Annotated in this window: 17 protein-coding genes; 12 read left to right on the top strand and 5 right to left on the bottom strand. The window is 71.1% G+C overall.

Annotated elements, in window-relative coordinates; translation table 11 throughout:
- The first annotated feature begins 39 nt into the window (after positions 1-39).
- The 5 genes from glpK (at position 40) to EYB28_RS05185 (ending at position 5,867) form a co-directional block, all read left to right on the top strand.
- Positions 40-1,554, top strand: coding sequence for a glycerol kinase GlpK (gene glpK, locus EYB28_RS05205; RefSeq protein ID WP_166845429.1), 1,515 nt, complete (start codon positions 40-42; stop codon positions 1,552-1,554).
- 308 nt (positions 1,555-1,862) lie between these two features.
- A complete protein-coding gene (locus EYB28_RS05200) occupies positions 1,863-3,179 on the top strand; it encodes an alpha/beta fold hydrolase (protein ID WP_240930397.1) in 1,317 nt (438 codons plus the stop codon).
- A gap of 171 nt (positions 3,180-3,350) precedes the next feature.
- On the top strand, positions 3,351-3,635 hold the full coding sequence (locus tag EYB28_RS05195; RefSeq protein WP_166845427.1) for a hypothetical protein: 285 nt from the start codon (positions 3,351-3,353) through the stop codon (positions 3,633-3,635).
- A gap of 118 nt (positions 3,636-3,753) precedes the next feature.
- Positions 3,754-4,542: an ABC transporter ATP-binding protein gene (locus EYB28_RS05190; RefSeq protein WP_166845425.1), complete on the top strand. Its 789-nt coding sequence runs from the start codon at positions 3,754-3,756 to the stop codon at positions 4,540-4,542.
- Between the two features lie 62 nt (positions 4,543-4,604).
- Positions 4,605-5,867: a hemolysin family protein gene (locus tag EYB28_RS05185; RefSeq protein WP_166845424.1), complete on the top strand. Its 1,263-nt coding sequence runs from the start codon at positions 4,605-4,607 to the stop codon at positions 5,865-5,867.
- Positions 5,868-5,930: 63 nt separating this feature from the next.
- Here the strand turns inward: EYB28_RS05185 and EYB28_RS05180 are convergent, their stop codons facing one another.
- From EYB28_RS05180 to EYB28_RS05170, 3 genes are read right to left on the bottom strand one after another with little or no spacing between them, the layout of a single operon-like run.
- Positions 5,931-6,692 carry a glucose 1-dehydrogenase gene (locus EYB28_RS05180; RefSeq protein ID WP_166845422.1) on the bottom strand — a complete coding sequence of 254 codons (762 nt, stop codon included), beginning with the start codon at positions 6,690-6,692 and terminating at the stop codon, positions 5,931-5,933.
- Positions 6,689-7,750: a zinc-binding dehydrogenase gene (locus EYB28_RS05175; protein ID WP_166845420.1), complete on the bottom strand. Its 1,062-nt coding sequence runs from the start codon at positions 7,748-7,750 to the stop codon at positions 6,689-6,691. Before EYB28_RS05175 ends, EYB28_RS05180 begins: the two co-directional genes overlap by 4 nt.
- Positions 7,747-8,769, bottom strand: coding sequence for a C-terminal binding protein (locus tag EYB28_RS05170; RefSeq protein WP_240930396.1), 1,023 nt, complete (start codon positions 8,767-8,769; stop codon positions 7,747-7,749). The genes EYB28_RS05175 and EYB28_RS05170 overlap by 4 nt, the downstream gene beginning before the upstream one ends.
- A 238-nt stretch (positions 8,770-9,007) precedes the next feature.
- Here EYB28_RS05170 and EYB28_RS05165 point away from each other — a divergent pair, with 238 nt between their 5' ends.
- The 6 genes from EYB28_RS05165 to EYB28_RS05140 all read left to right on the top strand — a co-directional run bounded on the left by EYB28_RS05165 (position 9,008) and on the right by EYB28_RS05140 (position 14,395).
- The gene (locus tag EYB28_RS05165; RefSeq protein ID WP_166845418.1) at positions 9,008-10,381 is read left to right on the top strand and encodes an ABC transporter substrate-binding protein; all 1,374 of its coding nucleotides are present in this window, start codon (positions 9,008-9,010) and stop codon (positions 10,379-10,381) included.
- 71 nt (positions 10,382-10,452) lie between these two features.
- Positions 10,453-11,340, top strand: coding sequence for a carbohydrate ABC transporter permease (locus EYB28_RS05160; RefSeq protein ID WP_166845416.1), 888 nt, complete (start codon positions 10,453-10,455; stop codon positions 11,338-11,340).
- On the top strand, positions 11,327-12,235 hold the full coding sequence (locus EYB28_RS05155) for a carbohydrate ABC transporter permease (protein WP_240930395.1): 909 nt from the start codon (positions 11,327-11,329) through the stop codon (positions 12,233-12,235). The genes EYB28_RS05160 and EYB28_RS05155 overlap by 14 nt, the downstream gene beginning before the upstream one ends.
- Before the next feature lie 2 nt (positions 12,236-12,237).
- Complete coding sequence (locus tag EYB28_RS05150) at positions 12,238-12,564, top strand: L-rhamnose mutarotase (RefSeq protein WP_166845414.1); 327 nt, start codon at positions 12,238-12,240, stop codon at positions 12,562-12,564.
- Positions 12,561-13,409 (top strand): amidohydrolase, encoded by an 849-nt coding sequence (locus EYB28_RS05145; RefSeq protein ID WP_166845412.1) that lies wholly within the window; start codon positions 12,561-12,563, stop codon positions 13,407-13,409. Before EYB28_RS05150 ends, EYB28_RS05145 begins: the two co-directional genes overlap by 4 nt.
- A 5-nt stretch (positions 13,410-13,414) precedes the next feature.
- Positions 13,415-14,395, top strand: a complete 981-nt coding sequence (locus EYB28_RS05140) for an aldo/keto reductase (protein ID WP_166845410.1) — start codon at positions 13,415-13,417, stop codon at positions 14,393-14,395.
- A gap of 83 nt (positions 14,396-14,478) precedes the next feature.
- Here EYB28_RS05140 and EYB28_RS05135 read toward each other — a convergent pair whose 3' ends face one another.
- Positions 14,479-15,648, bottom strand: a complete 1,170-nt coding sequence (locus EYB28_RS05135) for a mandelate racemase/muconate lactonizing enzyme family protein (RefSeq protein ID WP_166845408.1) — start codon at positions 15,646-15,648, stop codon at positions 14,479-14,481.
- 111 nt (positions 15,649-15,759) lie between these two features.
- Here EYB28_RS05135 and EYB28_RS05130 point away from each other — a divergent pair, with 111 nt between their 5' ends.
- Positions 15,760-16,542: a FadR/GntR family transcriptional regulator gene (locus tag EYB28_RS05130; protein WP_166845406.1), complete on the top strand. Its 783-nt coding sequence runs from the start codon at positions 15,760-15,762 to the stop codon at positions 16,540-16,542.
- Between the two features lie 96 nt (positions 16,543-16,638).
- Here the strand turns inward: EYB28_RS05130 and EYB28_RS05125 are convergent, their stop codons facing one another.
- Positions 16,639-19,152, bottom strand: coding sequence for a right-handed parallel beta-helix repeat-containing protein (locus EYB28_RS05125; RefSeq protein ID WP_205710847.1), 2,514 nt, complete (start codon positions 19,150-19,152; stop codon positions 16,639-16,641).
- Positions 19,153-19,324 lie beyond the last annotated feature (172 nt).

Genomic DNA, 19,324 nt, shown 5'->3' with positions numbered 1-19,324 from the left:
GTACCGCACCACCGCACACCGACGTGAAGGGCAACCCCCATGGCTGACTACGTCCTCGCCATCGACCAGGGCACGACCAGCTCCCGTGCCATCGTCTTCGACCACTCCGGCCGGATCGTGTCCACCGGCCAGCTCGAGCACGACCAGATCTTCCCGAAGGCGGGCTGGGTCGAGCACAACGCCGAGCAGATCTGGACCAACGTCCGCGAGGTCGTCGGCCTCGCCCTGACCCGCGGCAACCTGTCCCACGAGGACATCGCCGCCATCGGCATCACCAACCAGCGCGAGACCGCCGTCGTCTGGGACAAGAACACCGGCAAGCCGGTCTACAACGCGATCGTCTGGCAGGACACCCGTACCCAGGCCATCGCCGACGAGCTCGCGGGCGACGAGGGCCCCGAGAAGTACAAGTCGATCGTCGGGCTGCCGCTCGCCACCTACTTCTCCGGCCCCAAGGTCAAGTGGATCCTCGACAACGTCGAGGGCGCCCGCGAGGCCGCGGAGCGTGGCGACCTGCTGTTCGGCAACACCGACACCTGGGTGCTGTGGAACATGACCGGCGGGCCCGACGGCGGCGTGCACGTCACCGACGTCACCAACGCCTCGCGCACCATGCTCATGGACCTCGACACCCTGTCGTGGCGGGAGGACATCGCCGCGGACATGGGCATCCCCATGTCGATGCTCCCCGAGATCCGATCCTCCTCCGAGGTGTACGGCCAGGGCCGCCCCCGCGGCATGGTCCCCGGCGTGCCCATCGCCGGCATCCTCGGCGACCAGCAGGCCGCGACGTTCGGCCAGGCCTGCTTCGAGGTCGGCACCGCGAAGAACACGTACGGCACCGGCAACTTCATGCTGCTCAACACCGGCACGCAGAAGATCCCGTCCAAGAACGGCCTGCTGACGACCGTCTGCTACAAGATCGGCGAGCAGGACACCCGGTACGCCCTCGAGGGATCCATCGCCGTCACCGGCTCCCTCATCCAGTGGCTGCGCGACAACCTCGGGCTCTTCTCCGACGCGCCCGACGTCGAGTGGCTCGCCCGCAAGGTCGACGACAACGGCGGCGCCTACTTCGTGCCGGCGTTCTCCGGCCTGTTCGCACCCTACTGGCGCCCCGACGCCCGCGGCGCCCTCGTCGGGCTCACGCGGTACGTCAACCGCAACCACGTCGCCCGCGCCGCACTCGAGGCGGTCGCCTTCCAGACCCGTGAGGTCGTCGACGCCATGAAGCTGGATTCCGGCGTCGAGCTCACCGAGCTCAAGGTCGACGGCGGCATGGTCGCCAACGAGCTGCTCATGCAGTTCCAGGCCGACCAGCTCGGCGTCGACGTCGTCCGCCCCAAGGTCGCCGAGACCACCGCCCTCGGCGCCGCCTACGCCGCCGGCATCGCCGTCGGGTTCTGGAACGGCGAGGAGGACGTCATCGCCAACTGGGCCGAGGACAAGCGCTGGTCGCCCGCCATGGCCGACGACGAGCGCGAACGGCTCTACCGCAACTGGAAGAAGGCCGTCACGAAGACGTTCGACTGGGTGGATGCTGACGTGCACTGATCTTCTGCTCGGCCCGCGGCGGGGACGGACCTCGTGCGGGCGGCCGCGTTCACGGGCGCTGGGCGCCCTCCACTTCGGGAAGGATACGGCCGCCCGCACGAGGTCCGTCCCCGCCGCTCTGCCGTCGGCTCACTGCGCGTGGGGGCGATGGGGCTGGGCGGGCGGGGCGACGGCGTCCCCTCAGCTCTGCCTCGGCTCACTGCTCGTGGGTGGGTGATGGGACTGGGCGGGCGGGGCGACGGCGTCCCTTCAGCTCTGCTGTCGGCTCGCGGTGCGTGGTGGGGACGGCCGGCCTCTAGGGTGGCGGGGTGAGCAGCACCGTGACCAGCGAGTCCTCGTACACGATTCCCGGCGTCCACGTCACCGACCGCACCCTGACCGTGCCGCTGGCCTGGGCGCGGCCCGACGACGGGCGCACGCTGTCGCTGTTCGTGCGTGAGCTGGTCGACCCGACGAAGAAGGGCGACGACCTGCCCCTGCTGGTCTTCCTGCAGGGCGGGCCCGGCGGCAAGGGGCCCCGGCCCACCGGGCCCGACGGCTGGGTGGGCGAAGCGCTGAAGCGGTTCCGGGTGGTGCTGCTCGACCAGCGCGGCACCGGGCGGTCGACGGCGGTGCGCGCGGGCGCACTGACCGCCCTCGGGGACGCCGCCGCCCAGGCCGAGCACCTGAGCCACTTCCGGGCGGACTCGATCGTGCGCGACGCCGAGCACGTGCGGACCACGCTCTACGGCGGCCGGCGGTGGTCCACGCTCGGCCAGTCGTACGGCGGCTTCCTCACCCTGACGTACCTGTCGCTCGCGCCCGACGGCGTCGCCGCGTCGTACGTCACGGGCGGTCTGGCCGGCCTGACGGCGAGCGCCGAGGAGGTCTACCGGCGGACGCAGCCGCGCGTCGTCGCCAAGAACGCGCGGTACCGCGAGCGGTACCCCGGCGACGAGGCGCGGGTGGCGCGCGTCGCCGACCGGATCGCCGCCGGCGACGTCCGCCTCCCCGGCGGGGACCCGCTGACCGTCGAGCGGTTCTGCTCGCTCGGCATGGCGTTCGGGATGGGCCCGGGCTTCGAGCGGGTGCACTGGATCGTCGACGAGGCGTTCGACCCCGGCTCGGACGAGCTCTCCGACACCTTCCTCGCCGAGGTCGAGGCGGCGACCGGCTTCGCGACGAACCCGCTGTACGCCGTCCTGCACGAGTCGATCTACGCGCAGTCCGGCACGGGCGCCACCGCGTGGGCGGCGCAGCGGGTGCGCGACGCCGACCCCGCCTTCGCGACGTCGGCCCGGCCCCTGCTGTTCACGGGCGAGATGATCTACCCCTGGATGTTCGAGCAGGTCGCCGCGCTGCGGCCGTTCCGCGCCGCGGCCGAGGCTCTCGCAGCACGCGACGACTGGGGCGACCTGTACGACCTCGGCACCCTCGCGGCGAACGAGGTGCCGCTGGAGGCCGCCGTCTACTTCGACGACATGTTCGTCGACTCCGGGCTGTCGCTCGACACCGCCGCGCGCGTGGGGAACGCCCGCGCCTGGGTGACGAACGAGTTCGAGCACGACGGCCTGCGCGCCGGCGACGTCTTCAGCACGCTCCTGGAGCGCCTCGACGCCCGCGGCGGCCCGCTGAACGCCCGGTGACGTCCGGGGGCGACGCCGGTGGGGAGGTCGTGGAACAGTGGCCGTGTGCCCGAGACCGATGACGACGCCCAGCACGGGTGGTACGCATATGCACCGACGAGTGGCTCGGTGTTCGTACCCCGCAGTCGTCCCGACCAGGCTCCCGCGCCGCCACCTCGTGACCTCGACCGCGTGAAGCTCATGAACGAGTACGGCGCCCGGATGCCGCTCTGGCCCCAGGACGACCCGCGACTCGTCGCGCTGGTCGACGAGTTCGTCGACGACGTCCTCACGGCACGGCTGCACGCCTGGGCCGAGGTCTTCGACCAGCACTTCCACCACGAACGAGGGTGGGACGACCGTCGGGTCGCCGCCGCGCACCGAGTCGAGGGCGAGGCCCTGCGCGACACGCTCGCCGCGGCGCTTCCCGCACCGTGGCACGTCGACCTCGACTACTGGGAGACGCTCGGCGCCTGAGCATGCATCCGCGTGTCCGACCGTACCGATGACAGATGTCCGGGAACCTCCGGGTACCGTCGTTCGTCGGACCGTGCGGCCGTCCCGGCCCCGCGACACCCTCACGAAGGCAGCAGGCATGAGCACCTCTGGTACCCCGATCCTCCGCGCGCACGGCCTCGTGGCCGGCTACGGCGGGCCCGCCGTCCTGGGCGGTGTGGACCTGGAGCTCGTACCGGGCACCGCGCCGGTCGGCGTCGTGGGCGAGTCGGGGGCCGGCAAGTCGACGCTGGTGGCGGCGCTGCTGGGGCAGGTGCGCCCGCGCGAGGGCCACGTGACGTTCGAGGGCCGGACGGTGTCGAAGCTGTCGCGGCGGGACAAGAAGCGGTTCCGCGGTGCCGTGCGGACCGTCGCGCAGAACGGCCTCGACGTCGACCCGCGATGGACCGTCGAGCGCGCCCTCAAGGGGGCGCTCACCGACGCGCGCAAGGCCGGGCGCGCCAACGGTCGCCCGCCCGAGGAGCTGCTCGACGACGTCGCGCTCGAGCCGCGTTTCGCCACCCGGCAGGTCGCCACGCTCTCCGGCGGCGAGAAGCAGCGCCTCGCCCTCGCGCTGGCGCTCGCCACCCGGCCCGACGCCCTGCTGCTCGACGAGCCGCTGACCGCCGTGGACCCGGCGATGCGCAGCCGGATCGCGCGCGGCCTCGCCGACGCCGCCCGCGACCTCGGCACCGCGGTGCTGCTGGTCTCGCACGACGTCGAGCTCGTGGGCCGCCTGTGCGCCACGACGCACGTGCTCGCCGACGGCGTCTTCGTCGCGTCGGGCCCCCTGGACGACGTCCTGGCGTCCGGCGCCGCCGAGGACGCCCACCCCGCGGTGCGCGGGCTCGCGGAGGCCGCGCCGCTGGCGGCGCAGCGCTTCCGCTGACGGCCCGCGGAACTCGCGCGGGCACGTCGTCGTTGACCTGAGAACCCGGCGAGAGGAGCGGCGTGGACGCGGACACCTGGTGGAACATCGCCCTCGTGCTGCTGTTCGTGCTGGTCGGCGGTGTCTTCGCCGGCACGGAGTTCGCCCTGGTCTCGCTGCGCCGCACCCAGATCGACCAGCTCGAGCGCCGCGGTGCCCGCGGCCGGCGGGTCGCCGCCGTGGCACGCGACCCGAACCGCTTCCTCGCGGCGGTGCAGATCGGCGTCACGGTCGCCGGGTTCTTCTCGGCGGCCTACGGCGCGTCCACCCTCGCCCCCGACGTCGCGCCGGCGTTCGTCGCGCTCGGGCTGGGGCCCGGCGTCGCGGACACGGTCGCCCTGGTCGTCCTGACGCTGCTCGTCGCGTACCTGTCGCTGGTGCTCGGCGAGCTGGTGCCCAAGCGCATCGCGCTGCAGCGCTCGGCGCAGGTCGCGCTCGTCGTGGGGCCGCCGCTGGACCGGTTCTCCCTGCTGATGCGGCCGGTGATCTGGCTGCTGTCGCGGTCCACCGACGCCGTCGTCCGTCTGCTGGGCGGGGACCCGGCCGTGCGCTCCGAGGAGATGAGCGGCACCGAGCTGCGCGACCTGGTGGCCGCGCACCCCGGGCTCCAGGAGGAGGAACGACGCATCCTCGCGGACGTCTTCGCCGCCTCCGAACGCACGGTGGCCGAGGTGATGCGGCCGCGGGCCGACGTCGACTTCCTGCCGGCCGAGATGCCCGTCACGGAGGCCGAGGGGCTGACCCGGGCACAGCCGTACTCGCGCTACCCCGTCACCGGCGAGGACGCCGACGACGTGCTCGGTTTCGTGCACGTGCGCGACCTGGACACCCGGAGGGACGGCCCGGGCGCCGGACCACGCGTCGTCCGTGACGTGGTCCGGCCCGTCCTGGAGGTCCCCACGACCGGACGGCTGCTCCCGACTCTGACCACCATGCAGCGCACACGCGCGCACCTGGCGGTCGTCGTCGACGAGTACGGCGGCACCGACGGCATCGTCACCCTGGAGGACGTGCTGGAGGAGCTGGTCGGAGACATCCGCGACGAGTACGACCCCGCCCGCCCCGCGCGCGCCGCCGGCACGCACGACGCGGGCCTCACGATCGAGGACTTCGCCCGGGCGACGGGCGTCGAGCTGGCCGACGGGCCGTACGAGACGGTGGCGGGCTATGTGCTGGACCGGCTCGGCCGCCTGGCGGAGGTCGACGACACGGTCGATGTCGACGGGCACGTCCTCACCGTCGTCGAGGTCGAGGACCGGCGTATCCGCACCGTCCGGGTCGACTAGCGCCTGTTCAGAACGACCGTGATGCCGGGTCGGCGCGAGGTAGCCGTGGGTCGCCCACGCCACTCATCGCCCCATCCATCCGCCGTCGACGGCCAGCACCTGTCCGTGCACGTATCCCGCGGCCGGGGAAGCCAGGAACACCACCACATCACCGACGTCCTCCGGCGTCCCCCACCGGCCGGCGGGGATGCGTGCCGAGAGCTGCTCGAGCCTGACGGGATCGGCCAGCAGTGCCTCGTTCATCTCGGTGGCCATGTAGCCCGGTGCCACGGCATTGACCCGCACGCCGCGGCCGGCCCACTCGTTGGCCAGGGCCTTCGTCAGCTGCGCCACGCCACCCTTCGACGCGGCGTAGGCAGCCACGTTCAGCCCGCCCTGGAAGCTCAACAGGGATGCCATGTTGATGACGGCGCCGGCCCCACGCGCGAGCATCGGCCGCCCGAACCGTTGGGTGAGCTGGAGCACGACACGCAGGTTGACGTCGAGCACACGGTCCCACGCGTCGAGCGGGAACTCCGCAGCGGGGTGGCGTTCCTGGACGCCCGCGTTGTTGACCAGGACGTCCACCTCGCGCCGGGCGAGCACCTCGTCGGCGGCCGCGTCGACGGCGTCCGCATCGACCAGGTCCACCGGGACGAACTCCAGGGTGCGGCCGAGGTCTCGGGCGGCCTCGACGAGTTCGGCCGGAGGGTCTCGCCGGGCGAGCACGACGACGTCGGCACCGGCCGTGAGCAGCGCGGTGGTGACACCCGCCCCCAGTCCTCGGCCGCCGCCGGTCACGACGGCGGTACGGCCGGACAGGGAGAAGCGCCCGCCGGCCGTCACCGCGTACCTCCCGAGCGGACGAGAACCTTGAGGTTGTCCTCTCCGGCAGCGGCCGAGTCGAACGCGGCGGCCACGTCGTCCAAGGGAAAGACAGCCACCGGCAGCCGGTCCAGCCCGAGCTCTCCGTCGGCGACCAGACGTACGGCACGGGCGACGTCGTCACGGGTGTAGACGCGCACTCCCACGAGGCTCTGCTCCTTGAAGCAGACCGCCTGCAGGTCCACCGGCGCGGGCTGCTTGTACACCCCCACGACGACGATCCGCCCGAGCACCCGGGTCACGCCCGGCAGCTGAGCCGCCACGGCCGGGTGCCCCGCGGCATCGAACGTCGTGTCCGCCCCCTCACCACCGGTCAGCGCGGCGATGTGCTCGGCGGGCTCGACACCCTCGGGGACGACGTCCAGGCCGAGCCCCGCGATCACGTTCCGGCGCCAGGCGCGCGGTTCCACGACGACCACCTGCTCGGCGCCCGACTCCCGGGCGACGAGCGCGGTCAGCACCCCGATCGGCCCCCCGCCGAGGACCGCCACGGTGTCACCGGCCTGCATGCCGGAACGGGACACCGCGTGGACGGCCACGGCCAGAGGCTCGACCAACGCAGCGTGCCGGGCGGGCACGTCGGCGGGAAGCACGTGCAGCGCAGTCGCGGGCAGGGCGACGTGCCCGGCCAGCGAGCCGGGAGCGTCGATCCCGAACAGCTTCAGGTCGCGGCACACGTGCGGGCTGCCGGACCTGCAGGCGCGGCACTCTCCGCACGAGATCAGCGGCTCCGCGACCACACGGCTCCCCGGGCTCAGCCCGGTGGTCCCCGCGTCGGCGACCACCCCCACGATCTCGTGCCCCGGCACGACCCCCGCACGCGCCCGCGGATGACTGCCGTGCACGATCGACAGGTCGGTACCGCAGATCCCCGTGTACTCGACCCCGACGAGCACCCACCCGTCGGGCACGTCGGGCATCGGGACGTCTCGGACCGTGATCGTGTCAGGCCCGTCCCAGACCGCCGCTCGCATCGTCCCGGGCGGCGGCGTCCCGGCGTCGTCGATCGGCTGGCTCATCGCGTCTCCCCGTTCACCACGTTCCGGGGCCTGCGCCCGGCGATCGCCTCCACCACGTTCTGTGCGGTGCGGCGCTTGAGCTCGGTGTACGACTCCTCCGTGTACCACGCCAGGTGCGGGGTGAGCACCACGTTGTCGAGTCGCGTGAGCGGGTGGCCGAGCGGCACCGGCTCGTCCTCGTGCACGTCGATCCCCGCAGCACGCAGGCCGCCGTCACGCAGCGCCGCCACCAGGGCATCGGTGTCGACGACCCCGCCGCGACTGGTATTGACCAGGACGGCGGCCGGTCGGAGCAGAGCCAGCTCGCGCCCCCCGACCAGATGGTGGGTCGCCTCGGTCAGCGGCGTGTGCAGCGAGACCACGTCGGCTCGCCGCAACACCTCGTCCAGGGGTGCGACGGGCACGCCGTGGTACTCCGTCGCGCCGGCGGGTGCCTGCACGTCGAACCCGATGACGTCATAGCCCAGCCCGCGCGCCTTGAGCGCCGTCGCATGCCCGATCCGGCCGACGCCCACCACGCCGAAGATCGAGCCCCGCACCTGGGGCACGGGGCGAATCGCCTCGAGATCGAACCGCCCGGCCCGCACGCCCCGGTCCAGGCGGGCGATCCCGCGCGAGGCGGCCAGGGCCAGCGCGATCGCGTGGTCGGACACGGCCTCGGTGCCGTAGTCGGGCACGTTGCACACGACGATGCCGCGCGCCGATGCGGCGGCGACGTCGACCGAGTCGACCCCGACGCCGTATCGGCTGATCGCCTGCAGTCCGGGCATCGCGTCCATGACGGCGGCCGTGATCTGCGCGTACTGCACCACCAGCCCGGCCGCGCCGGTGGCCGCCGCGACGAGCTCGTCGAGCGAGCGCGCCTGGGCGAGCCGGAGCTCGACACCGGCCTGCTGAGCGACGGCGATCTCGGCGTCGAACGAGTCGTGGTCACAGTCGGTGATCAGCACCACCGGCGATCCGGGTTCCGCCGGTACGAGCACCTCGACGCCCGCCGGCGCCCCCTCGTGCGTGCTCACGCGCACCCCCGGTTGTCGTGGTGCACGCGTTCACCTGTGCTCGCAGCATCGGACGGGCGATCTCCGAGATGTGCGGCTCTGAGCACTGTTGCCTCCTCAGTCGTGGGGTGACGCACCCGGGCGCCGGCCCTACCGTAGCGACGTTTGAAGGAAACGTCACATGTATGATCTACTCTCGGACAACGAAGCCGCACCTGCGCGGAGCCGCGTGTTTCTCCGAGGAAGAAGGAACGGGATCATGACGAAGCCGAACACCCGCACGGGGCGGGCGCATGCCTCGCGCATATCCGCACTGGCCGCCGCCGCGCTGCTCGCGCTCACTGCGTGCACGCCAGGCTCCTCGACGTCCGCCGAGAGAACGGGATCGGACTCGCCGTTCGGCTTCGAGACGGTCGAACAAGACGCCGACGCCCCCATCACCGTCTGGGTCGACGCCTCGCGCAAGCCCGCCGCGGACGCCTTCGCCGAGGCCTATCCCGACGTCCCGATCGAGGTCGAGACCTACGACGGCGGGGCCGACGGGTCTGGCTCGTTCCAGACCAAGATCCAGGCCTTCAACCAGGCCGGGAACGGGTGGCCCGACGTCGTGTTCTCCACGCAGAACAACGATGCGGCCTGGGCGAGCCAGGGCGACGACCCCTTCGCCGCTCCCCTCGACCAGGGTTACTTCGACCAGTCGTTCCTCGACGGCTTCACCGAGGGCGCGCTCGCTCCGCTCACCGTCGACGGCGCCGTCTACGGTCTGCGCAACGACATCGCACCCACCGTGACCTGGTACGACCAGAGCCTCATGGAGAAGTTCGGCTACGAGGTGCCCACGACGTGGGAGGAATACCGAGAGCTGGGCCTGAAGGTCGCCGAGGAGCACCCCGGCTACATCGTCGGCGGCATCGGCGACGCCTTCGCCGAGGAGATCTACTTCTGGGGCGCCAAGGCCCCGCTGAGCACCGTCGTGGACGTCAACACCTTCAGCGCCGACGCCTCCGACCCGCACGCGACGCGGATGGCGGAGATCCTCGACGACCTGCTCGACGCCGGGGCGCTCGCCCAGGACGACGTGTTCAGCCCGGACTTCGTGCAGAAGCACTCCGGGAAGGTCCTGATGCTGCCTGGGCCGGCCTGGTTCTCCGGCGCGATCTTCAACAACCCGAGCTCCCTCGACGCCAAGCCCGGGACCATCGCGGTCGGCGCGCCGCTCGCCTGGGAGGGCGAGGAGCCTGCCGCCGGAAACGTCGGCGGCGGCACCTGGTTCATCTCCCAGCACTCCGAGAACCTCGAGGCCGCGAAGACCTTCCTCGAGTTCGTGACGAGCGACGAGCGCTACCAGGTCGACCTGGCCCCCGGGCTGCCCGCCTACCAGGAGTCCGCCGACAAGTGGCTCGCCCAGCAGGCCGAGGACGGCTTCTTCGCCGGTGACTTCGCCGCGGCGCTCTCGTCCGCCTCGACCCAGGTCTGGGACGGCTGGGGATACCCGCGGTTCAGCCAGGAAGCCGTGTGGAACAAGACCATCACCCCGAAGCTGGCCGCGGGGGAAAACCTGGTCGGCCTGCTGCCGGAGTGGGAGACCGCCATCGAGAACGAGGCACAAGTGAACGGGTACACGATCAAGTGACCGCATCAGCACTCGACGGATCGCCGAACGTCGCTGCCCCCGGTGCCCCCCGTGGGAGCCGGCGGCAGCGCGTGTCGACCCCGCACCGGTCAGTCACCGCGAAGTGGTCCCGGTTCAGCTACGTCTTCGTCTCGGGCTACGTCCTGTTCGCGCTCGCCTTCGGTGTCCTGCCCACGCTGTACGCCGTGTTCATCGCCTTCCTCGACAACGAGGGCCGGTTCACCGGCATCGCGAACTTCACGAAGGTGCTGGCCGACTTCCGGTTCTGGCCCGCGGCCGCGCACGTCGGACTCTTCCTCCTGGTCTGGCTCGTCGCCCTGATGGTGCTGGTCACGCTGCTGGCACTGGTGGTCCACGGGATCGGGCGGCGCTGGCTCAGCTCGAGCCTGCGCTTCGTCTACTACATCCCCGGCGCCCTGGCAGGCGCGTCGTCGGTGGTGCTGTGGCTTTTCGTGCTCAACCCCACGGTGAGCCCGGTGTCGGCCGTCCTGCACGCCTTCGGCTTCGAGTCGTTCGTCCAGACGGTCTCGCCGGGCAACCTGCCCGTCGTCTTCGCCGTGATCGCTTTCTGGACGGGCGCAGGCAACTGGATCATCGTCATGTACGGCGCGCTGAACAGCATCCCGGACGAGGTGCTCGAAGCGGCGCGCATGGACGGAGCGGGGGCGGTGCGCACCGCACTGCACATCCAGCTGCCGATGCTGCGCAAGTGGATCGCCTACATGGCCGTCATGTCCCTGGCGGCAGGAGCCCAGCTCTTCGTCGAGCCCCGGGTGCTCTCCCAGGCCACACACGCCGTCGTCCCGACGGACTGGTCGCTGAACCAGCTGACCTACCTGTACGCGTTCAAGCAGCAGGACCTCAACGGATCTGCGGCGATCGCCGTCCTCCTGCTCGTGGCCTCGCTCGCCGTGAGCCTGTTCTTCGTCGTCCGAGGAGGCCTCTTTGAGCGCGACTGACCTGCGCACCCGCCCCCGCCGTGAGCTGACGCCCGGCGCCTGGCTGGGACGCGCGACCATCATCGTCATCACGGTCTTCTTCGTCCTCTTCTTCGCCGTGCCGATCGTGTGGTTGCTGATCGCCACGGGGAAGTCCCCGCACGCGCTCATCACGACGGGCCCGTTCGTCCTGGGCTCCTTCGACGACCTGGCCGTCAACTGGAACGCGCTCGTGAGCTTCCAGGACGGCATCGTCTTCCGGTGGCTCGGGAACTCGTTGCTCTACTCGTTCGGCGCGCTGGTGATCACCCTCGTCACGACGGTCCCCGCTGGCTACACGCTCGCGCTCGGCGACTTTCGCGGACGCAAGGTGCTGCTCACCACGACCCTCGTCGTGATGCTCATCCCGAACACCGCACTGGTGCTCCCGATCTTCCTCGAGCTGTCGGCGGTGAATCTGATCGGCCACCCGCTCGCTGCGATCCTGCCGTTCTCGTTCTTCCCGTTCGGTGTGTACCTGACGTACATCTACTTCTCGACCAGCGTTCCTCGTGACCTGCTCAACGCGGCCCGGATCGACGGCTGCGGCGAGTTCGTCGTGTTCACCAGGATCGCGATGCCCCTCGCGCTCCCCGTGGTCGCGCTGGTGGGGTTCTTCAGCTTCGTGGCCAACTGGAACAACTTCTTTCTCCCGTTCCTCACCGTTCCCGGCCGCGCCGCCCCCATCCAGGTGGGCCTGACCGAGCTGCTGGGCAGCGTGCCGGCGTTCAACCCGACATCGGCCGGGGTGACCGCCATCGAGCTGCCGACCCTGGCGGTGGCGACCCTGCTGTCGGTCACCCCCGTGCTGCTCGTCTTCCTGTTCTCCCAACGATTCCTCGTCGCCGGCCTCACCGCCGGCGGGACAAAGGAGTGACCATGCAACGCCTCGCCTTCGTCGTGGACGTGGTGCCCGAGAAGCGTGCGGAATATCTGCGGCTGCACTCCGCGGTGTGGCCGCAGGTGGAGGCGGCCCTGTCCGCCCACCACATCACCAACTATTCGATCTTCGTGCTCGAGAACACGCTCGTCGGGTACTACGAGTACACGGGCGACGACTACGAGGCCGACATGGCACAGCTGGACTCCGACCCGGACATGCAGGAGTGGCTGAGGCATACCGACCCGTGCCAGACGCCCTTCGGCCGCGACGCCCGACCCGCCGACCGGTGGCGTCGGCTCGAGGAGGTCTGGCACCTGGCATGAGGCAGATCCTGGACGCCCACCTGCACGTGTGGGAACGAGCCAAGCACCCGCAGCCCTGGATCGACCCGGACACGATGGCGGGCATCGCCAAGGATTTCCCTCCGACGCACGCCGTGGCCGAGCTGGGCCGGCACGGCGTTCGCGGTGGTGTCGTGGTGCAGGCGGTCAACGACATCGACGAGACGGTCGACCTGCTGGCCGACTCCCGCGAGCTGGACGCCGTGGCCGGCGTCGTCGGCTGGGTCGACCTCACCGGCGACGTGCGCGCCCAGGTCGGCGCACTCCGGTCGGGACCCGGAGGGGAGAAGCTCGTCGGGATCCGCCACGTCACCTTCGTCGAGGACGACGAGCGCTGGCTCTCCCGGGACGACGTCGGCCGGGGTCTCGACGATCTGGCAGACCTCGACCTGACGTTCGACGTCCTCGTGGGACACGAGCAGCTGGCCCAGGCCGCGCAGGTCGTCCGCGACCACCCGCGGACACGCTTCGTCCTGGACCACCTCGGGAAGGTGCCGGTGCCGAGCACCACGCTCGTCGACTGGGCCCGGGACCTGGCGCTCGTCGCGGGGGAGCCGAACGTCGTCGCCAAGGTCTCCGGTCTCGTGACCGAGGACGAGCCGGGCCGGTGGTCGGTCGCGCGCCTGAGACCGATCGTCGATCACGCGCTCCGGGTCTTCGGACCGCGGCGGCTGCTGTTCGGCTCGGACTGGCCGCTCGCCGAGCTGGCCGGCGGGTACGAGGCGTGGCTGCGGGCGTACGTGGAGCTGACCGATCGTCTCGCCCCGGACGATCAGGCCGCCATCGACGGCCGGAACACGGCACGAACCTACGGGCTGACGCGGTGACGGCGATGCGCTCGAGGCCCCTCGGGACCAGCGGTCTGCGACTGACGGAGCTCGGCCTCGGGGCGTCGACGCTCGGCAATCTCGGCCGCGCGATGACCGACGAGGACGCCGAGGCGCTCGTCCGCGGCGCCTGGGACCGAGGGATCCGCTACTTCGACACGGCGCCGCACTACGGCCTCGGGCTGTCCGAGCGCCGGTTGGGCGCGGTGCTGAGGCAACGGCCGCGCGACGAGTACGTCATCTCGACGAAGGTGGGCCGGCTGCTCGAACCTCACCCCCGACCGACCGCGCTCGACGACGACGGGTTCGTCGTCCCCGGCGACGTGCGGCGAGTGTGGGACTTCAGCCGCGACGGCGTGCGACGGTCGCTCGACGCCTCTCTCGACCGGCTCGGGCTGGACCACGTCGACACCGTCTACGCACACGATCCGGACCAGCACTCCCCCGACTCGGGGCTGCGAGCGCTCGAGGCTCTCGCCGAACTGCGCGACCAGAAGGTGGTCCGGGCCATCGGCGTGGGGACGAACGCGCCGCACCGAGTACCAGGCCTGTTCACGAGCGGCCTGGCCGACGTCGTCATGGTGGCCGGGCGCTTCACCCTGCTCGAGCAGGGCGCACTGCGCTCGGCGCTCGAGCCGGCACGAGACGCCGGAGTCGCGATCGTCGTCGCCGGCGTCTTCAACTCCGGACTGCTCAGCAGACCGTGGCCCCCGGACGACGCTCTGTACGAGTACGGACCGGCTCCGGCGGAGATGCTGTCCCGTGCGCGCAGGATCGCCGAGATCTGCCGGCGGCACGGGACGACGCTTCCCGCCGCCGCCGTCGAGCTCCCCCTCATGCATCCCGCCGTGACGGCCGTGGTTCTCGGTGCGCGGGACTCCGCGCAGCTGGACATGAACGTCGACCGGCACGACCAGGGCGTACCGGCCGAACTCTGGTCGGACCTGGTGGCGGCCGGCCTCCTCGAGCCGGCGGCCCTGAGCTGACCGGTCGTCGTGCACCTGCGCGAGGCCGACCATCGCCAAGGCCCTCCGGAGCTTCTCCGGAGGGCCTTCGCCGCCTTCCTGGGTCAGCAGTCTCCAGCCGCGCGGCCGAAGACCACGTCCTCGGGCACCAGCCGGAGGCCGGCGCGTTCGGGCCGGACATGGGGACCTGACGGCTGCGCCCATCGCTGGAGCGCGTGGGTCCGGGCGATGGCCCGCTCGTCGATCGACAGGCCGTTGCCCGGGTCGTCGCCCAGGACGACACCGCCGTCGTCGACCTCGTGATCGGTGTCCAGGCCGACCGGGTCGGTCAGGCTCTGCAGCTCCAGCGCAAGGTGGTTCGGGACCGCGGCAGCGGCATGCCACACGGGGCTCGCGAGCGAACCGACAGGGCTGATGGGCAGGTCGTGCGCGTAGGCGACGACGGCGGCACGGAGGAAATGGGTGACTCCCCACATGCTGCCGACCTGGACGATGTCGACCGCACCGGCGTCGAGCAGCGGACGGAGCTGTTCGAGACCGGTCAGGTTCTCGCCGGTCGCCACGCCCGCACGGACCGAGCGCGTCAGCAGCGCCATCCCTTCGGCGTCCCAGCGGCGCAACGGCTCCTCGACCCACGTGAGGTCGAACTCTCGCTCGAGCTCCGAGACGTGCCGCACCGCCTGCTTGCGGCTCCAGGACTCGTTCGCGTCGAGCATGAGCCCGGGCCGCGAGGTGTTGCGCCGGAAGAGGTCGCCGACGAGCCGGAGCCTGGCGGCGTCACGGTCGAGGTCGAGCCCACCCTTGAGCTTCACGCTGGTGAAGCCCCTCTCGACCCAGCCGGACAGCAGCGCACCGAGCTCGTCGTCCGGGACGGCCACCTCCAGGGCCGAGGCGTAGGCGGGGACGAACCGGTCGGCGGCTCCGAGCGTGCGCCACAGCGGCTCGTCGGCCATCTTGGCCTTCAGGTCCCACAGGGCCATGTCGAACGCTCCGACGCCGCCGAACGTCGCGCCGGCGTGCCCGCTCTTGAAGACGTGGGCCAGCATCCGGTCGTGGAGCGCCGACACCGCCCGCGGGTCCTGCCCCTCGAGGGCGGGAAAGAGACGATCGAGGTCCGCGTGCGATCCCACACCGATGCCCTCGAGACCACCGTCCGTCTCCACGACGACCACCGGAACCTCGGTGATGCCGTCATCGATGAAGCCGTTGACGTCCCCGACGGGACGCCCCCAGTCCTGGAGGGTCGTCAGAGTGCGAAAGCCAGTGATCTTCATAGTTCGCGGTCCTTCATCGGGTGCGCCCGTCGCCGAACGGAGATGCCATCGTATGCCAAACAGCATACATCACATGTCTACTTTTTGAGCGCTGTTGGCTATAGTCCCCTCATGGCAGATGACGTCGGCACCAGCGGCGACGCAACCGGGGCCCTCGCCCTTCCCCTGCGGGTCCCCGCGAAGCGACTGGGGGTCGCGGTCGTCGAGGCGCTCGTGGACCTGATCGTGTCGGGCAGGCTCGCACCGGGTGAGTCGTTGCCGCCCGAGCTACCCCTCAGCGAGCAGTTCGGTGTCAGCCGGACCGTGCTGAGAGAGTCGGTCAAGCGGCTCGAGGAGAAGGGGCTCGTCACGGTCAGCCAGGGGCGAGGCACGGTGGTGCAGCCGACCCGGTCCTGGAACATGCTCGACCGTGTGGTCCTCCAGGCGCTGATCGCGCACGACAAGACCCTCGGCGTCCTCGACGAGCTGACGGTGGTCAGGGGGCAGCTCGAGTCCGCCATGGCGAGCGAGACGGCGGCATCGCTGACGCCCGCCCAGCTCGCGCCCCTGCGCGAGGCACTCGAGGAGATGCGGACGTCCATCGACGACGTACCCCGCTTCCTGGCGGCCGACGTGGCCTTCCACGAGACCGTGATGGCCATGTCGGGGAACCGGCTCGCCGAGAGCATCGCCCGGATCCTGTACGAGCGAGCACGGGAGAGTGCGCGCTACGCCCGGGTAGACGTCCCGGCATCGTTCCACGAGCAGACGCTCCGCGAGCACGAGCGGGTCTTCGAGGCCATCGCCGCAGGATCCCCGGAAGAGGCCGCGACGGCGATGTACCGCCATGTCGTGGACGCCTGGACCCGCCGCCGCCCCACGGACCACCGCGGGTCGAAGAGCGCGGGTCGATGAGGTGCGCGAGTGCCCCCGGGACAAGGACACGATCGTCCACGAGCCCAGGGGCACTCGGTCGGCATGCCGGGCCGGCGTGCCGACGCGGTGCGCCGCTCAGTCGACGGCGAGCTCGCTGAAGATGTTCACCGCCGCCCGTCCACGGTCGTGCGAGGTGGCGAACACGCCGGCGTCCTGCGGTGTCACCGAAGGCAGCGTGACCGGGCCCCCGACGGCGCTGAAGTTCACGCCGTCGTAGGAGTACGACCCGGACAGCTCGCCGCCGGAGCGCGTCAGGCGCACCCACACCGGGCGGAAGGTGTCGACATCGGCCGTGCGCGCCTGGTCGAGGTAGCCGTCCCCGTCCCCGTCCCACTGGAGGGCCACACCGTGGCCTCCGGTGACGGCGAGCACGGCGTAGCCCGAGGACTCGCCGCTCGCGGAGATGTCGTCGCGGACCATCACACCGCTCTTGGCCCACGGGTCGGCGTCGTTGAGCGAGTCGACCCGGACCGTCACGCTGCCACCGTCGGTGAGACCGCCGGGTCGGTAGATGCCGGCGTACTCGTCGTCCATCTGGCCACCTCCGCCCCAGACGTCGGCCCCGGCCGCGGCGAGGCCCAGGCTGTCGCCGACCTGCGCGGCGTACGACCGGGCGACCCCTTCGGCCGTCACGAGCGAGCCGTCACCGACCGGAGCGTCCACCGTGCAGCCGTCCAGCCCGAAGAGATTCGCGTTGAGGGCGGTCCGGTACTCGGGCGCCACGCCTGCGGCGCAGATGACGTCCTGGGCCTCCGCCGGCCAGTCCGTCCCGTCGACCCGGACGTTGTCCTCGAGACGGTTGTTGCGCGCTTCCGCGTTCGGCATCTGCGCACCTCCGGAGTTCATCCAGTTGCCGCGCAGCAGGTTGTCGTTCGTGCCGTTCCCGGCACTGTACGCGTTGGTGAAGACCCAGGGGTTGCTGCCGTCCAGGACGTTGCGCTCGTACGTCGTGTAGCGCGTCCCCTCATCGAGATAGAGACCGACCCCCGACGCCCTCGTCACATAGTTCTCCGACACCACGGTGCCCGGGCTCGCCGACAGGTTGTACAGGGTCCCGCCGTCCGCGAAGCGCGCCTTGGTGTTGCGGACGAGGTTGCCCGACACGGTGTTGTCGCGGAGCGTCGTCGGGGTCTCGTAGACCGGATGCCAGTTGTAGTAGCCCCGGCGCAGGTACTCGTCAGAGCCACCGGGGTCGTTGGCGCCCCAGCCGAAGCCGGTGTCGATGCCGTCGTAGGCCACGTTGGCCACCTCGTTGTGGACGATGTCGAGGTTCGTCACATAGGTGCCGAGGATGCCCGAGTTGTCCTTGTAGTCGACGGCGACCCGGTTGATCGTGTTGTTCTCGATCACGATGTCACGGTTGGTCATGGCGACGTCGCTCGGGTGGTGGGCGTCAGCGCGCACGCCACCGACGGCGATGCCGTGGCCGGAGATCTCGTTGAAGATGTTGCCCGCCACCGTGATGTCGCCGGCACCCAGCCCGACACCGCTCAGGTGAGCGTTGTCGTCGTTGCCGATACCCAGTCCCGTCGAGCCGAGGTTGACGAAGCGGTTCTCGACGAGCGACACGCGCGAGGCCGCCGAGACCTGGACGGCGGCCGGCTCTTGGTACCAGGCGTCGAACCGGGCGCGTTCGAACGCTTCGCAGCCGCGGGAGCAGCTGTCGAAGGCGTCGTCCGGGCGATACTCGTAGTCCTCCGCGATGAACGTGCCGTTCTGTTGGTTCGCATACCCGTACGCGGACGGTCCGAGCCACGAGGTGCCCGTGAGCTCGAGGCCACGGATCTCGAGGCCGGTGACGGGCTCGTCGTACGTGCCGCCGATGCTCATCAACGTCTCGAGCCGCGGCAGCTCGATGTCCAGGTCGTCGGGGTCGACGCCCTCGCCGGGCTTGTAGTACAGCTGCCCGGCCTCGGGGTCCAGGTACCACTCGCCGACCTCGTCCACGAAGGCCAGGGAGTTCTGCAGGAAGTAGGTCGGTGCGGCGAGGAACGAGTTCTGGAAGGTGTCCCATCCCCAGGTGTTGTTGTCCCATGCCGGCTGGTCCATCACGATGAGGTCGCCGTCGATCCCGGCGACCGGCGAGTACCGGTTCGTGAAGTCGCCGAGGGACTCGAACTCCATCCTGTCGGCGTCCGGCAGGTCGGCGAGGTAGTCCAGCGCCGGGTCCACGATCCGTAGTCCTTCGGGCGTCACCTCGACGTCCGAGCTATCCACGGGCATCGCGGCCCGGGCGGCGATGATCCCCTCGACGTACAGCTGGCGGGAGTCGATCCCGGCCGGAACGTCCGCGACATACACTCCGGCGTCCTCGTCGTAGACCGACCAGTCGTCGACCTGGATCGCACCGGTGAGCACCGGGCGCTCACCGGGTGCGGCGGTCCAGGTGACCGTACGGCCGTCCCGCCCGCCGTCCTCGGCGCGCAGCTCGAGAGGCTCGTCGAGCCGGTAGGTTCCGCCTGCGAGCCGGACCGTGATGTCCCTGTTGCCCCCCTTGGCGAGGGCAGAGACGAGCTCCTGGGCTCGCTCGATGGAACACGGGGTCCTCTGATGGCACGCCGTCCCCCGGGCGCCCTCGTCGGGTGCCACGTAGACGATCCGTTCGGGGGGCGCCGCGTGCACCGCGTGCGCCGCAGGAGCCCAGCCGGTCACGGTGGCGATGGCCACCGCTGCCGCAAGCCCGCACAGCGTCGCAGATCGGTCAAGTCCCCGGTAGTGGTGTAGCGCTCGGTGATCCTGGTGAGGTCAGGCGCTCAGTTCG

The organism is Isoptericola sp. BMS4 (assembly GCF_011634835.1).
GTDB lineage: Bacteria > Actinomycetota > Actinomycetes > Actinomycetales > Cellulomonadaceae > Isoptericola.
This window is presented reverse-complemented; position numbering and strand designations above follow the sequence as displayed.

Excerpts from the sequence above, each read along its gene's own strand:
- glpK (WP_166845429.1), top strand. The coding sequence starts at position 40 with ATGGCTGACTACGTCCTCGCCATCGACCAGGGCACGACCAGCTCCCGT.
- EYB28_RS05190 (WP_166845425.1), top strand. The coding sequence starts at position 3,754 with ATGAGCACCTCTGGTACCCCGATCCTCCGCGCGCACGGCCTCGTGGCC.
- EYB28_RS05175 (WP_166845420.1), bottom strand. The coding sequence starts at position 7,750 with ATGAGCCAGCCGATCGACGACGCCGGGACGCCGCCGCCCGGGACGATG.
- EYB28_RS05165 (WP_166845418.1), top strand. The coding sequence starts at position 9,008 with ATGACGAAGCCGAACACCCGCACGGGGCGGGCGCATGCCTCGCGCATA.
- EYB28_RS05150 (WP_166845414.1), top strand. The coding sequence starts at position 12,238 with ATGCAACGCCTCGCCTTCGTCGTGGACGTGGTGCCCGAGAAGCGTGCG.
- EYB28_RS05145 (WP_166845412.1), top strand. The coding sequence starts at position 12,561 with ATGAGGCAGATCCTGGACGCCCACCTGCACGTGTGGGAACGAGCCAAG.
- EYB28_RS05140 (WP_166845410.1), top strand. The coding sequence starts at position 13,415 with ATGCGCTCGAGGCCCCTCGGGACCAGCGGTCTGCGACTGACGGAGCTC.
- EYB28_RS05135 (WP_166845408.1), bottom strand. The coding sequence starts at position 15,648 with ATGAAGATCACTGGCTTTCGCACTCTGACGACCCTCCAGGACTGGGGG.
- EYB28_RS05130 (WP_166845406.1), top strand. The coding sequence starts at position 15,760 with ATGGCAGATGACGTCGGCACCAGCGGCGACGCAACCGGGGCCCTCGCC.